This window comes from Paenibacillus sp. FSL H8-0282, from assembly GCF_037963825.1.
GTDB lineage: Bacteria > Bacillota > Bacilli > Paenibacillales > Paenibacillaceae > Paenibacillus_AQ > Paenibacillus_AQ odorifer.
Window position 1 is genome coordinate 879,513 of the sequence record NZ_CP150146.1, and the last position, 15,188, is coordinate 894,700.

General features: G+C 43.0%; 11 protein-coding genes. 10 read left to right on the top strand and 1 reads right to left on the bottom strand.

Annotated features, from left to right (window positions below; translation table 11 throughout):
* Window positions 1–21: 21 nt before the first annotated feature.
* The 6 genes from NST94_RS03820 to NST94_RS03845 all read left to right on the top strand — a co-directional run bounded on the left by NST94_RS03820 (window position 22) and on the right by NST94_RS03845 (window position 7,544).
* Entirely contained in the window at window positions 22–1,902 is a 1,881-nt protein-coding gene (locus tag NST94_RS03820; protein ID WP_076185104.1) for a PAS domain S-box protein, read from the top strand.
* A gap of 233 nt (window positions 1,903–2,135) precedes the next feature.
* A complete protein-coding gene (locus tag NST94_RS03825; RefSeq protein ID WP_076128602.1) occupies window positions 2,136–2,480 on the top strand; it encodes a YojF family protein in 345 nt (114 codons plus the stop codon).
* Window positions 2,481–2,503: 23 nt separating this feature from the next.
* On the top strand, window positions 2,504–3,157 hold the full coding sequence (bshB2, locus tag NST94_RS03830; protein ID WP_038574105.1) for a bacillithiol biosynthesis deacetylase BshB2: 654 nt from the start codon (window positions 2,504–2,506) through the stop codon (window positions 3,155–3,157).
* Window positions 3,158–3,360: 203 nt separating this feature from the next.
* Window positions 3,361–5,268 (top strand): flagellin, encoded by a 1,908-nt coding sequence (locus tag NST94_RS03835; RefSeq protein WP_076302913.1) that lies wholly within the window; start codon window positions 3,361–3,363, stop codon window positions 5,266–5,268.
* A gap of 165 nt (window positions 5,269–5,433) precedes the next feature.
* Window positions 5,434–6,807 (top strand): hypothetical protein, encoded by a 1,374-nt coding sequence (locus tag NST94_RS03840; protein ID WP_076302914.1) that lies wholly within the window; start codon window positions 5,434–5,436, stop codon window positions 6,805–6,807.
* A gap of 80 nt (window positions 6,808–6,887) precedes the next feature.
* On the top strand, window positions 6,888–7,544 hold the full coding sequence (locus NST94_RS03845) for a SprT family zinc-dependent metalloprotease (RefSeq protein ID WP_038574107.1): 657 nt from the start codon (window positions 6,888–6,890) through the stop codon (window positions 7,542–7,544).
* Window positions 7,545–7,601: 57 nt separating this feature from the next.
* On the opposite strand, the gene NST94_RS03850 is transcribed toward NST94_RS03845, so the two are convergent.
* On the bottom strand, window positions 7,602–9,299 hold the full coding sequence (locus NST94_RS03850; RefSeq protein ID WP_076305179.1) for a PucR family transcriptional regulator: 1,698 nt from the start codon (window positions 9,297–9,299) through the stop codon (window positions 7,602–7,604).
* 583 nt (window positions 9,300–9,882) lie between these two features.
* On the opposite strand from NST94_RS03850, the gene NST94_RS03855 reads away from it, so the two are divergent.
* The 4 genes from NST94_RS03855 (at window position 9,883) to NST94_RS03870 (ending at window position 15,162) form a co-directional block, all read left to right on the top strand.
* Entirely contained in the window at window positions 9,883–10,551 is a 669-nt protein-coding gene (locus tag NST94_RS03855) for a DUF2877 domain-containing protein (RefSeq protein ID WP_339281684.1), read from the top strand.
* Window positions 10,552–10,554: 3 nt separating this feature from the next.
* Window positions 10,555–12,099 carry an acyl-CoA synthetase FdrA gene (gene fdrA / locus NST94_RS03860; protein WP_076302916.1) on the top strand — a complete coding sequence of 515 codons (1,545 nt, stop codon included), beginning with the start codon at window positions 10,555–10,557 and terminating at the stop codon, window positions 12,097–12,099.
* A 1-nt stretch (window position 12,100) separates the two neighbouring features.
* Window positions 12,101–13,531: a DUF1116 domain-containing protein gene (locus NST94_RS03865; RefSeq protein ID WP_076302917.1), complete on the top strand. Its 1,431-nt coding sequence runs from the start codon at window positions 12,101–12,103 to the stop codon at window positions 13,529–13,531.
* A gap of 89 nt (window positions 13,532–13,620) precedes the next feature.
* A complete protein-coding gene (locus NST94_RS03870) occupies window positions 13,621–15,162 on the top strand; it encodes a hypothetical protein (RefSeq protein ID WP_036684876.1) in 1,542 nt (513 codons plus the stop codon).
* The last annotated feature ends 26 nt before the right edge of the window (window positions 15,163–15,188 follow it).

The window sequence follows — 15,188 nt, forward strand, 5'->3', positions numbered from 1 at the left end:
CATCATCCCATGGAGGTCGCTATGCATCGCGTAAATCTAAACCAGGAACAATTCAACCAACAGGTGATTAATCACGCCTCCTTTGGGATCGCCCTTTTATCGCCAAATGGTTTGATTCTGACCGTAAACCCGGCCTTTGAGCAGACTTTTGGTTATTCCACTGAAGAGTTTGAGGGTATGCGGTTAGAAGACCTTTCTCACCCCGAGGATTTCGGCAACCTTCATGATTTAAAAGCAGTTTTGGGTGAGGAAACAGAAGTGCAGATGGAAAAGCAGTTTATCACAAAAAATGGAGATTATATTTGGGGACAGCTCACGCTCCACCTATTCAGCGACGAGTCGAACCAGCCAGCATACTTCATTTGCCAAATCGTTAACATTACAAAGCAAAAGGAATCCGAGCAACGCCTTCAGGAGTCTGTTGAACGGTATACGTCGCTTAAAAAATATAACCATGACGCCGTCATTTCTTTTGACCTTGATGGTCGAATCATTAATACCAATAGTATGGCGGAAAAGATAACGGGCTATGCCATCGAGTCCGAGTTGATCGGGATGAAGCTTGCGAGTCTGATTGGAGAAGAGAATGTCCAGCGCATTCTGGAAAGAGCCCTTTACGATAATACAGTTGAGCAGTATATCAATAAGCTTGTCACTAAGGACAGCGAAGTCGTTGAAGTGCTCACCAGTATTGCACCTATTTATGTGAACAATCATAATATCGGATTTTATCTTATATGCAAGGACATTTCCGAGCAAAGGCAATTGTCGCTAGCTAAGGAAGCCGCAGAGTCCACGAATAGAGCTAAAAGTGAGTTCCTGGCTATGATGAGTCATGAAATTCGCACTCCCATGAACGGGGTGATAGGCATGACTGATATTCTGCTTGAAACAGAGCTTAATGAAGAACAACGTGAATATGTAGAAATCATTCGCAAAAGCGGAGGAATCCTGCTCAATATAATCAATGATATTCTTGATCTTTCAAAAATTGAGGCAGGCCGCAGCGAGCTACAAGAGGATACATTCGATCTGCGAACTTGCCTCAAGGACAGCTTTTCTGTTATTGCAATAAAAGCTGAACAAAAACATCTGGAGCTCACCAGCATCATAAATCATGATGTTCCTGACTTTATTTACGGTGACGAGGAACGCTTGAAGCAGGTGTTCTTGAACCTGCTAGGGAATGCTGTGAAATTCACACCCGCGGGCAGCATATCGGTAAAAGTGAGGCTTGTAAAGGAAGATCCCTTCCTGCTGGCCTTTACGGTAACCGATACTGGCATTGGAATTGATCCTGATCGACTTACTGATATTTTTGAACCGTTTGAGCAGGTGGATAGCTTTATGATGCGGAGACACGAAGGCACGGGTCTTGGCCTTGCCATCAGCCGCAGAATTGTCGAAATGATGGGTGGTGAGATCTATGCGGAGAGTGACGGCAAGAGCGGTACGTCGGTTACCTTCACAATCAGGCCCAAGAAATCAGTGGTAATCCCTAGCCAAGAGGCTAACATTAACAAGCTTCATACCGCACGTGAGGCGAGAATTTTACTTGCTGAAGACAACTCTATCAATGCGCTAGTGCTGACCAAAATACTCGAAAAAATGGGTCACAGCGTTATCGCCGTAACAAATGGCATAGATGCGGTTGAAGCAGCACGGAAAGAACCCTTTGATCTTATTTTATTGGATCTTCACATGCCCATTATGAACGGTATAGAGGCTATGAAGATGTTAAGAGATGAGCATCAAGAGAAATGTCCGCCCATCATCGCGGTCACGGCTAATGCTTTGAAGGGTGACCGTGAAAATTGTCTAGCTGCCGGAATGGACGAGTATATCAGCAAGCCTGTAAAGCGTGAAGTCATCATAAAGATGTTAGATCAGTTTGTGATCTAATATAAACAGCATAACCTCTCAGTGATATTATCCCCTTCAGGTGAACAGTAAAAAGCCAGTCCATTACTGTTACACTTGGAGGGGATCGCTCTATCCATTGAATTACATAGCATTGCACGTTATACTTTGAAAAGAAATACGGACCCGCTTATCATATAACAGATCCGTCCTTCTATAAGGTATGGATCTTATTTTTTGTATGTATATATTCAGTCAGAGACGGAGGCGCAACATTGCAGCTAATCAATCAATCGGAAGTACAAGATAGGATCGACCTGCTTAAAGATCAGGATCTATATATCCATCTTGAGATGACAACGGGAGCCTACGCTGCCCATTTAGATAGTTCGAAGCATCCAGCCGCTACTTTTATTACCAATGCTGTTATTCGATATTCCCATGGTTCGATTTCCGGCAACGGTCCTTATCGGGTCGGCTTAAAAATGTCGCAGGGCTGGGTTTACTCGGAAGGGCTAACTCACTATGAAGAGAGTGAGACAGGCAGATTGATTATGGCTGGACATGATGCTCAAGGCAAACTGATCGTATCGTTACAATTAAGCCGAGAGCCGTTCTAATGGAAGAGGAGATGAAGAGTTCTGTGGAAAAACATATTCTTGTTATTTTGCCACATCCGGATGATGAGGCCTTCGGTATATCAGGTACCCTTGCCAAACATATACAAAATGGGACCCAAGTTACCTACGCATGCCTAACGCTTGGAGAAATGGGCCGCAATATGGGCATCCCGCCCTTCGCAAATCGGGTAACCCTCCCGGAAATACGTAAGAAGGAGCTGGAGGAATCCTGCGAGGCTATTGGCATACAGGATTTAAGAATGCTTGGTTTTCACGACAAGACGATAGAATTCGAAGATCAAGTCTTGCTCGATGGGCAGATTGATGCGCTCTTGAAAGAGCTTAAACCTTCGTTGATCATCACTTTCTATCCAGGGTACAGCGTACATCCTGATCACGATGCTACTGGAGCCGCAGTGATCCGAACCGTTGCAAGACTTCCAAAGGAAGAAAGACCTCCTGTTCACTGTATAGCTTTTGCTAATAATATTGTAGAGATTGGGGAGCCAAAGGTTATCAATGATGTGAGAGATTTCCTCAAGCACAAGATGGCGTCCATTCAGGCGCATCGTTCCCAATTCCAAGCTGCTGAGCTGTTGGGCAGCAAACCTTTAAATGATAAAGAGATCCAAGCTCGTTTTGGAACAGAACATTTCTGGATTTATCCGTTTGAATGATAATGATCTAGTCAGAATTTTAGCGGTGATCTGTTGTCGGTGCTTAACCGGTGATAGATCGCCGTTTTTGTATGTGAATATTCAACTTTTCAGCGGGGGACGGTGGGAATTTAAGGCGAGGCCTTAAGACACGGGTAATTTGACCTAAAAAATTACTAAGGACTATCCGATATAGAAGATACTAACAATTGAAAGGTGATTAAATGCGAATCGGTCACAACATCACGTCTTTAAATAGTTTGAACAGATTAAATAAAAATAATAAATCTATTACAAGTTCACTAGAGAGGTTATCTTCTGGACTTCGGATAAATATAGCGGCAGATGATGCTGCAGGATTAGCAATTTCTGAGAAAATGAGAGCACAGATTCGTGGATTGTCTCAGGCAGCAAGGAATACACAGGATGGTATTTCACTAATTCAGACTGCTGAGAGTGGACTTGGAACTATACAAGATCCTAATCTGCTAAGACTACGGGAGCTTGCAATACAGGCTTCAAATGATACCTTAACAAATTTTGATCGAACATTGATTCAAAAAGAAGTTGAGCAGATAAAGCTTGGGATAAATGATATTGCTAATAACACTCAATTTAATGGAATTTATTTATTGAATAATGACCTCGAAGTAAACACGAATATTACCCCAGTACAGGGCAATATAAGTACGAACTGGACCGCTAACATACCTGCCAGAGATTTATCTAAGACTTCAGATGGAGGTTACGTCGGAATAAGAATTCCCGGTAATAATCCCTTCAAATTAGATAGTATGGGTAATCTGGTTTGGTCACAAGCAATTCCTAATATGGATGTGTATAGTATTAAGGAATCTAGTGATGGTGGTTATATTTTATTAGGAAATGATTTCTCAGCAGGGGCAATTTCCGATCAAAGGATAAATATAATTAAATGGGATGCGAATTTGAATGAGCAGTGGAGTACAGGGGTATCTGGTGTCTACTCCATTATGGGGAATGAAGTAATTGAGACTAGTGACGGTTCCTTTATTGTGGCAGGGACGGGTTCCGGTATTCAAAATTGGGATGGCCTTATGGCTAAATTTAATAGTAGTGGTGTGCAACAATCCACCTCGATAGTGGGTTCTTCACAATCCAATCCTGTTGGCTATGGAAGCGAAGAATTTAATTCTATTATTGAAACTGCTGACGGCGGTTATTTGGCTATTGGTTCATCAAGTCTCCAACTAAACGGTTCTTATACCGATAAGTCAAGCTGGGTTGTGAAATATGATAGTAACTTAAATCCGTTATGGGACACACGAGTCGGTGCTGCTGGGGATGATGAAGGTTACCGGGCCATCGCAACCAGTGATGGAGGGGCCATAATTGTTGGTTCTTATAACGACTCTACTAAAACTAGTGGATTAATCTATAAACTAGACAGTAGTGGAAACGTATTGTGGGAGAAGAATATCTCAAATGAAACTTCCAACTCCAGTCAACTTACTAGCATTACAGAAATGAAAGATGGGAATTACATCGTTGGAGGAATAGTAGATAATAATTATCGTCTTTCCATCTTTGATCCACAGGGTAATGAATTGGCTAATGTTAATCTAAATGGTGGGGGCTCTACGGATAGACTAAATAACATTATTAGTAATGATGACGGAAGTTACACTTTTTCAACTACAACTGGGATAACCAATTTCAATGTATCTTACGGATCAAACCCTGGTACCACATATGATTACAAAACAGTAAATCTTCAGGTGGGAGCAAACTCTGGGAATAACTTCGCTGTTAAATTAACAGATGCTAGAACTACTGCTCTGGGAATTGCGGATATAGATCTTTCAACTAGACAAGGTGCCGAATTAGCGATTTCGAAAATAGACAAAGCTATAAATACCGTTTCATCCAGGCGTTCAATGTACGGCGCGTATCAAAATGCATTAGAACATATCCATAATAACCTAACCAATTACGAAGTAAACTTAACAGCAGCTGAATCACGAATAAGAGATGCGGATATGGCAAAGGAAATGATGAAGCTTACCAAATACAATGTCTTATCTCAAGCATCACAAGCGATGTTGGCTCAAGCTAATCAACAGCCTCAAGGCGTGTTAGAGTTGTTAAAATAGGGCTATACATACAGTCTATGCATTTCAGTGCATAGGCTTTTTTTAGAATCTATGATGATCTAAGAAATGATTTACAAAAAAATTTCCAGAGACTATTATATTTCTATGCGTAATATTTTCCTTTTTTAACTAGATTATTGTAAGAATTTATCTTTGGAGGTTCAAATGAAAAAGCACGACAAAATCATTTCCTTCATCTTCATGTTCATTATGATGGTGACGGCTATTTTCTGGGTAAACTCGACCACTAGTTGGACTATGATGGGTACCCTTGCTTCCGTAGCCTGTTTCGTACTTTTTGTATTATTGGGACTCCGCACTATACCTGTTTTGACAGATTTTGTTCTGACAAATCCAGCACCTGAAGTAACTCTGGAAGATAAAATACGGGACAGAAAGCAGGCTTGGCTATATATTATCGGCTGGGTTGTGGCTAGTAGGGTCTTGCTTATGATTATCGGGTATATATTTTTGATCATACAGAATGGCTATTCCGGTGGTTTGTTTAGCAAAATAGCTGAGACCTGGCATATATCGGGGATCGACGCTTCACATTATTTGGGCATCGCGGAGAATTGGTATGTGACGGAGGGAGATCCGAAATACCATATTGTGTTTTTTCCTTTTTTTCCAAATCTAATTAAAGTAGTTCAGGTATTTGTAGGGAATTATCTCGTCGCTGGATTCATCGTTTCTAATATTTGCTCGCTTGTCGCTGCCTTGGTCGCCTATGAGCTTGCCGCACTAGACATGCATCGAAAGAGTGCTATGCGAGTAGTAAAGTATATTTTTATATTTCCGGCTGCGTTCTTTTTCTTCATCCCAATGACCGAATCTTTATTTCTGGCCTTATCGCTGTTGTGTTTATATTTTGTGAGAAAAAAAGAATGGCTCATCGGATGTTTATGCGGTGCACTTGCAGCGTATACGCGTTCTCCAGGGGTACTGTTGATTGTACCGGTTGCGATTGAATTTGCACGGGAACTTATCGGGAATTATAAATTACTAGAGAAAAAAGCGTTTATACATAAACTGACCACCGCCATTGGCTGTCTTGCTATCATATCGATGGGTTTGCTGGCTTATCTTTACATCAACTACTATGTTACGGGAAATGCTTTTCAGTTCAGTATTTACCAGAGGGAGCATTGGTCACAGAAGTTCTATCTCTTTTTCGATACCGTAAGATATCAGATGGAATATGCGGTGGGCACCTTTAAAAGTGGAGATAGCCGTTCTTTTCTCGGCATGTGGCTGCCTAATTTAATCGCTATATTCTCAGCACTAATTATCATGTTTATGGGAGCAAGAAAACTACGGCCATCCTACACTGCTTATTTTATCGTGTATTTTGCTTTCGTAGTGGGAGCTACCTGGCTGCTGTCAGCCCCGCGTTATTTGCTTGTTGCCTTTCCGCTAGCTTTTGCTGCCGTTGCGCTCACTAATGAAAAGCCGAAGGATGTTGCACTCACTGTTATATCTGTTGTGGGTAGTATACTGTACTTGGCAATGTTTGTAGCGGGATATCCGGTGTATTGAGGAATCGTGTTAAAATAGGAGAACGCCTAGGTGCGTTCTTCTTTTTTATTGCGAATAATCTTATAGAAACGATGGTGGGTATGAAGATTGATTATGACAATCAGGTGATCGAGTTTAATGTTCAATATGGAAACGGAAAAAAAATCTCCATTCATATAGATTCGTCAGGGCGCATAACACTCAAGGTACCTAAGAAAACATCTGAAGAGACGATTAAAAGTGTGGTTGAGCGTAATGGAAAAATGATTGTGGAGAAGCTGCAAAGTCTCGAAGCGGCTCGTGAAACACCAAAGATGATCAGAGCGTACGAAGATGAAGGAAAGTTCCTGTATCTAGGCAAATATTATTCTCTGCATGAGCTTATAGAGACAGCGGAGCTAAGTGAAGAACAACTTCAGTTAAAGCTGAAAAAGTTCTATTTCTCTAGCTGCAAGAAGCTTATAGGAGAGCGGATCACTAGGTACCAGACGCAGCTTAGAGTAAAACCTAAGAGTATCGAGATTGTAGAGTCCAGGACCAAATGGGGAAGCTGCAGCTCCGATAAAAAGCTAACCTTTAACTATCGTCTGGCCATGGCTCCCGTGGAGGTTATCGATTATGTGATCATCCATGAGTTATGTCATTTGCTGCATATGAACCATGATCGCTCCTTTTGGCGACGGGTTGGAAGCCTAATGCCGGATTATAAGGAGAAGGAAGAATATTTAGCAAGATATGGACGGGCTATGACGTTATGAAAAAAGGGTATTCCAGTGCAACTAGAGTAATGGTTGCCGGGAATACCCTTCGTTATTTTAACCCCTTTGCAGCAATCGATAGAGGTTAAGTGCCAGTTGAATCTCGAATAGCTCATCTGAGTTTTTCAGATCTATATTTAGCAAATCTTTGATTTTATCAATCCGGTAAATAAAGGTGTTGCGGTGAATAAACATCGCTTTGGCGGCTTCGGTTACATTCTGATTGTACATAAAATAATACTCCAAGGTAGACATGAATCTCGTGTTCATCGTCTGGTCATGTTCATGGATGCCTCCCAGAACTTTGTTAAAGAATGTCTCCATTTCCGTAGGCTTAATATTGGAATCCAAAAAATGATAGACAGAATAATCCTCGAAGTGAGCAATGCTCCGGCTGTCTTTATTAAACCGCTGCATGAGCCGCATAGCTTCCTGGGCCTCGAAGAAGCTTCGATGGAGCGAAGCAAGTGTCTTATACTGACTGCCAATGCCGATGAGAAAATGATTTTTAGTCATTTCCTGAGCCAGCAATTGCAGCACCTCTTGAGCAAAGGCTTTCGTATCGCTTACGGAAATTGGCGGTTTATTTTCATTTTTTCCGATCAAGATGATAATTTGCTGATTGCGATAGTAACAGATTAGCTCTCCACCTGCATTACTGGACAAGCCATAGATCAAATTGACACATTTTTTGACCATATGCTCCATTTCGTATTTTCTATAAACCATGTCCGTGTAGTTTTCCAGCTGTGTAGCTTCAATATGGATAACTGTACAGTAATACGCATAGTTAACTTTAAGCCCATGCATAGCAGATAGGGAATGCAGTGTTTCTGTTGAAGTAATATTGCCAGCTAATAAGTCGTCGAAGAAGTCCTGCCTAATTTTATGCTTTACCTCTTCGATTTCCTTGGCTTTGATCCGGTCCAGTGCAAGCATCGTGGATACATGCTCTAACGCGGTGTAGTCAAATTCAACCAGCTTGCGTACCGTTTGCAGAACGACGATATACGCGTAAGCGTTACTGGATACAGAAACCGGCATAATGCAGCACTTGTACGGCTGTCCCTGAGAATAGTAGGTGCGTTTGATGGATTTTTTGATTTCAGTAATATACTTTGGGAAAGCTACCGTGAACTCTGGTGGAAAAACAGGCCTGTTCTTCACCAGTGGCAGGAATTCCTGAAGTGGAGATGGGTTATCCTTATGATCTGTATAGCAGAGTAGGTTCCAGTCTCTATCTAATATAAGAACAGGGTTATGGATCGTGTCGGACAATTCCGCCGATATTTGCTCAATACCGCCTCCTTCGAGTGCGATTTTGAACAGCGCATTATGAAGGTCGAGCGAGCGTCGGTTCACAGCATCGTAATCCGCGTTGGTCTTTTCGTTAATGATCGCAATGACTCTGGACAAGGTGTATTCAAAAGGGAGCTCCAGTAGCGGGAGTCCATGCTTATCAGCAAGCTCGATCATATTCTGCGGGATAGCATCGAAATATCGCTTCATTTTGATGCAGAGTCCTGCACAGTTATTCTCCACCAGCTCATGAATGAATTTGTTCTGCAGCTCCGTGCTGTCTTTGAAGATATATCCGGTGGATAAAAGCAGCTCGTTCGAGGTCAGCCAGTCAAATACGTCCGGATTCTCGATGATATTAACTACGGAGATTTGATTGTTTAGGCCAGAATGCCCCGCAACGATCTTTATGCCTTCGATGGATTTGATTTGTAAGATATCTTTTATCGTTAGCATCAATTCACACCTCTCATCTTCGCCCATTGTGCAATGTGCATAGTGATTACTTGTTGTTTTTAGTGTTCTTGTATGATGACCCCCAGTGTACGGAGGACTACAATAAGGGTGTCAGGTAACGTTTATCCGTTAAACTGTGATATATTTCACAAAAATATCCTTTTTCACACAGAAAGCAGCTCAATCTTCATCATTCTTGGAATTTTATGAACTGAGTGTAACATCTTCTATCATTCATCATCAACCGTTACGGTTTTTTTATGAGAACGCTTTCTATATAGGATAACCTGACAGTAAGTGACCAAACCATTATCTACTTCCTTCTCAAGGGGGCGATCAAACGGAGCATTCTCAGAGCAAGTGTACCTCTTATTTAAAAGCTGGGATATCCAGTGATAGCGCGTTCTTTCATCGGATTCGAGAATCAAGATTTTTCGGAAATGTACACAGCATATTTGAGCGGACGATAAATGTAAGGTGCAAGGCAACTGATGAATTATATACCATTGCGAGCAGTAGGATAGATAATGCGCCTAATACTTTGATCACAGAGGTTAGTAGTTTTTCGGATCTTGGACTGGTTGTGGGAGATGAAGTTTTTGCGGAGAATGATCAATTATATATTGGCACTAAGCTTTCAATATCGATCAAGGAACTGACAGTTTGGCAGAGCTCTTTATCTATTTTTCCAATAGAAGTAAAGACGCTAAGAGATAATTTGGCTGCGGCAAGGGCTTTTATCAATAGCTATGGAAAAGCAGGCGGTATGAAGCAGTTTGCGGGTTCTAGCAGCTTTGAGAGAGAAACGATGCGGCTGCTGGAAGAGCGATCTTCAGGTCTTCTCAATGCCTTGGCGAATGACAGCATGGAAGAGGCTACTCATTATGCAATTCGACTAATGGGGTTAGGCTCAGGGCTGACTCCGTCGGGAGATGATTTTTTAGTTGGATTGTTTGCTGCGATCCATCTGCCTCAGAGTCCTATTAGTAAATATCAGCCGTGGTGCAGGGAAGTCGTGAACGAAGCAGCTGAATTAACGAATGAAATAAGCTATATGGCTCTGAAAAAAGCGGCTTGGGGTCAGGTGAGAGAGTCAATGGGTCAGATGCTGCATTCGCTCATGTATGAGAGTAAGGAAAATATGCTTCTTGGCTTATCGGCAGTGCTGGATATAGGTTCTTCTTCCGGAACAGATATTGCCTTGGGGATCATTAGCGGTTTGAATCTTAATCTAGAACAACGTTGGAGGTAAGATATGTCGACTAAAATAGTAATTAAAAGAAACACATACTTTGATTCCGTCTCGCTCATGTCGTTGTCGACCAAAGCGAATCAAATAGAGGGTGTCGAACAAGCTTTTATCGCAATGGCTACTCAAATGAATAAAGAGGTATTAGCGAATGTAGGGCTGATAACCCCTGAGCTAGAGGAAGCTAAGAATAGTGACCTGATGATCGTAATCAAAGCAGCATCCCCTGAGCTGGCTGAAGTTGCCTTTGAAGCAATCGAAGAGCTGTTTATTAAAAAAGATAGTGCAGTTGGCGGTACAGAGCTTAAATATCCAACAATTGAGTCGGCAGTGAAGAATATGACAGCAGCTAATCTTGCAGTGATTTCAGTCAACGGAGCGTTTGCAGCCAGAGAAGCAAGAAAAGCGCTGGAGAATAATCTACATGTCATGATGTTCAGTGACAACGTAAGCGTAGAAGACGAAATTGAATTAAAAAAAATAGCACATGAGCGTGGATTGCTGATGATGGGGCCGGATTGCGGAACCGCGATCATTGGAAATATGGCCTTATGTTTTGCCAATAAGGTTCGTAAAGGCAATATCGGCATCGTGGGTGCATCCGGCACAGGAAGTCAGGAAATCAGCGTGCGGATTCACGATTTTGGCGGAGGCATCTCACAGTTGATTGGCACAGGCGGCAGAGACCTAAGTGAACGTGTCGGCGGAGTAATGATGCTTGATGCGATGAAAGCGCTTAACGAAGACGAAGCCACTAAGGTCATTGTGTTGATTTCCAAGCCACCCGCCAAAAGTGTGGAACAAAAAGTGCTGAATGAAATCAAAAATATGCATAAGCCTGTCGTGGTCTGCTTTATCGGAGGAACGGAGGAAGCTGTTCTGGAAGCAGGTGGACATTTTGCCAAAACAACCAAAGAGGCCGCGCTAAAGGCGGTAATTCTATCCGGCATTGATGAGAGTCAAATTGACAAGCATCCGCTAAACCTTCCGCTGATTGAGGAGATTAAGGTCAAGCTGAAGCCAGAACAGAAGTATATTCGTGGGTTATTCTGCGGCGGTACTTTATGTGATGAAGCAATGTATCTAGCGATGGAGAAATACGACGATGTCTATAGCAATATTCCAAAAGATCCGGAATATCAGCTGGGTGATATCCATATCAGCCAAGCGCATACGTTTATTGACTTTGGGGATGATGGGTTCACTAACGGCAAACCACATCCGATGATTGATCCTTCTTCACGGATTGCCAGATTCAAGCAGGAAGCAAAGGACCCGGCGGTGGGCGTGATCATTATGGATTTTGTATTAGGCTATGGATCGCATGAGGATCCAGTAGGTGTTATGGTGCCTGCAATTATTGAGGCTAAGCAAGCAGCGGAACAAGAAGGCAGACATTTGGAGATTGTCGGCTATGTACTTGGAACCGATCTGGATACACCTTTCGTCCAAGAACAGCTTGATAAGCTGGTATCCGCGGGCGTTACCTATGCAAGCAGTAATACGAATGCAGGACTTCTTGCCAGAGGTTTTGTAGAGAAGGGAGTATAACATGAGCAGAATCAATGAGTTATTTAAGAGTGAACTTCACGTTATCAATGTCGGCCTAGAAATGTTCAAGGATGATATCCTGAAGCAAAAAGGCAACGTAACCCATCTGGAATGGAAGCCACCTGGTGGAGGTAAGCCCGAATTAATTGCCGCACTGGATGCGTTAGAGCAAGAGGGGATTGCTGCAAAGATTGAGGCTGCCAACAAGCTGGCTGTAGAGCGAATCGTGAATTCACAACCGGTATTGGTTGGTTTTGATCAAGCGATCAATGTCGTACCAGGGATGACTAAGACTACGATATTACATGCAGGGCCTCCGATTACCTGGGATAAGATGAGTGGTCCCATGAAAGGTGCAGTTACCGGCGCTTTGGTCTTTGAGGGCTTGGCGAAGGATCTGAATGAAGCTGCCGAACTAGCGGCATCAGGTGAGATTACGTTCTCCCCTTGTCACGAGCATAATTGTGTGGGGTCCATGGCAGGGGTAACCTCAGCCTCTATGTTCATGCACATTGTAGAGAATAAAACGTATGGCAACATCGCTTATACGAACCTTAGTGAGCAACTGTCGAAAATCTTGCGGATGGGTGCAAACGATGAAACGGTCGTTGCCCGTTTGATCTGGATGAGAGATGTGCTTGGACCGATGCTGCGTGAGGCGATGAAGTTCTCTGAGAACGGCATTGATCTGCGGCTCATGTTATCACAGGCGCTCCATATGGGAGATGAATGCCATAACCGCAACAACGCTGGAACGACTCTTTTGATTCAGGCATTAACGCCGCTTATCCTGAGAACGGATTTTACTAATGAGCAGAAAATCGAAGTGTTCGATTTTGTGGCAATGAGTGATTATTTCTCCGGACCAACCTGGATGGCTCTTTGTAAATGTGCGCTTGATGCTGCCCATGGCATCGAGCATAGCACCATCGTAACAACGATGGCCCGCAATGGCGTGGAATTCGGTATTCGTGTCAGTGGAATGCCAGGCAATACCTGGTTTACCGGCCCTGCGCAAAAGGTTGTCGGACCGATGTTTGCAGGGTATAAGCCGGAAGATTCGGGACTCGATATCGGTGACAGTGCGATTACCGAAACGTATGGTATAGGTGGCTTCGCCATGGCAACCGCGCCGGCGATTGTAGCATTAGTTGGGGGAACCGTAGATGATGCCATGAACTATTCTGTGAAAATGAAGGAAATTACTACGACGGAGAATCCAAATGTGACGATTCCTTTGTTGAACTTCCGCGGAATTCCTACTGGAATCGATATTCGTAAAGTGGGTCAAACCAGCATTATGCCAGTGATCAACACGGCTATTGCCCATAAGGATCCAGGCATCGGAATGATTGGAGCCGGAATCACTCATCCTCCAATCGAGTGTTTCGAGCAAGCCATTCTCGCTTTTAGCCAGAGCATGCATTCATAGAACCACCCGCCCTTCAGGCCTATTCAAGGGCCTGAGGGCTTCATAAGCCATTGGTATGTAAGCGCTAACGATCTAGGGGGAGATTTATTATGGATCAAGTATTTATGAAGATGTTCTGGAAAAAGGGAGATTGGGCCGCGTTTTTCGGGCTGCTTGCTAACAATTTAACCAATCTGCTTACGATGATTTCATTGTTAATTTTTGTAGTAGGATTTCCGGAAGGTATGGTTTACGGCAGAGTCGTTCCTGCGTTTGGACTCGCGATTTTTATCGCAAGTATTGCTTATGGCTGGTTTGGATATCAGCTAGCCAAAAAAACAGGCCGAACGGATATAACCGCATTACCTTCAGGACCTAGTGCTCCATCGATTTTTACGGTAACTTTTCTAGTGTTAATTCCCGTATTTAGAGAAACCAATGATGCATCATTTGCGCTGCAAATTGGTCTCGTATGGTGCCTGTTCGAAGCTTTGATCCTTATTGTCGGCTCATTTCTGGGAGATGTGCTGCGTAAGGTTATTCCAAGAACCGTACTTTTATCTTGTTTATCTGGACTTGGATTGTTATTGCTGGCCATGAACCCGATGCTGCAATCCTTCGAAACACCAGTGGTTGCTTTTGTTGTACTTGTGATCATCTTTATTAACTGGTTTGGCAAATCGCCGATATTCAAAAAAATTCCTACAGGATTCCTGCTGCTGATTGCAGGAACCGCGCTGGCTTGGATATTCGGCTTGCAGAATCCAGAAGCGATCACAACGGCTCTTTCAACACTGGGGTTTAATCCACCTGAGGTGCATATTACCAGCTTAATTCAAGGGATTCCGCATGCCTTGCCATACCTGGCTTCTGCAATTCCATTGGGACTGGCGAATTATATTTTTGACCTTGAAAATATTGAGAGCGCACATGCTGCGGGAGATCCTTATAACACTCGTAACGTCATGCTAACGAACGGGGTTGCTTCAAGTATTGGTGCTTTTACAGGTAATCCGTTCCCGGTAACTGTGTACATTGGTCATGCAGGCTGGAAATCTATTGGGGCTGGACTTGGTTATACCATAGCTTCTGGTTTCTCCATGTTAATTATTTGTCTCTTTGGTATAGGGGCACTGCTGTTGTCTATCATACCTGTTGTGGCGATTGTTCCGATTCTGGTCTATGTCGGGGTCGTTACGGCGAATCAGGTGGTTCGAGAGACACCTAAAAATGAAGTTCCCGTTATCTTTATCACCTTGTTCCCATGGATTGCTAACTGGGCTTTAACGCTTGCGAACAACATTTTTAATGCGGCTGAAACTTCGGCTTCTAAGGTGGGGATTGATCTCTTATTAAGTAAAGGGGTTTATTACAACGGCCTGATGCATTTAGGAAATGGTGCACCGCTTAGCAGCTTGATTTGGGGCTCCATCACTATTTTCTCTATCCTGAATAAACCACTGCGGGCTGCTGTCTTTGCTGTAATCGCGTCTGGCCTATCTTTATTTGGGATCATTCACGCGCCGACTGTTGGATTTGCTCAAGCTTCACTTATGCCGTTCGTATACGCCTATTTGATGGTTGCAGGATTATTTGTTTATAAGCATTTTTCAGACCTTCGTGACCCAGCGAACAAGCTGCAATCCGAATAAATAATTGATAAAAAGAAATAGGAGAG

Excerpts from the sequence above, each read along its gene's own strand:
- NST94_RS03820 (WP_076185104.1), top strand. The coding sequence starts at position 22 with ATGCATCGCGTAAATCTAAACCAGGAACAATTCAACCAACAGGTGATT.
- NST94_RS03835 (WP_076302913.1), top strand. The coding sequence starts at position 3,361 with ATGCGAATCGGTCACAACATCACGTCTTTAAATAGTTTGAACAGATTA.
- NST94_RS03840 (WP_076302914.1), top strand. The coding sequence starts at position 5,434 with ATGAAAAAGCACGACAAAATCATTTCCTTCATCTTCATGTTCATTATG.
- NST94_RS03845 (WP_038574107.1), top strand. The coding sequence starts at position 6,888 with ATGAAGATTGATTATGACAATCAGGTGATCGAGTTTAATGTTCAATAT.
- NST94_RS03850 (WP_076305179.1), bottom strand. The coding sequence starts at position 9,299 with ATGCTAACGATAAAAGATATCTTACAAATCAAATCCATCGAAGGCATA.
- fdrA (WP_076302916.1), top strand. The coding sequence starts at position 10,555 with ATGTCGACTAAAATAGTAATTAAAAGAAACACATACTTTGATTCCGTC.
- NST94_RS03865 (WP_076302917.1), top strand. The coding sequence starts at position 12,101 with ATGAGCAGAATCAATGAGTTATTTAAGAGTGAACTTCACGTTATCAAT.
- NST94_RS03870 (WP_036684876.1), top strand. The coding sequence starts at position 13,621 with ATGGATCAAGTATTTATGAAGATGTTCTGGAAAAAGGGAGATTGGGCC.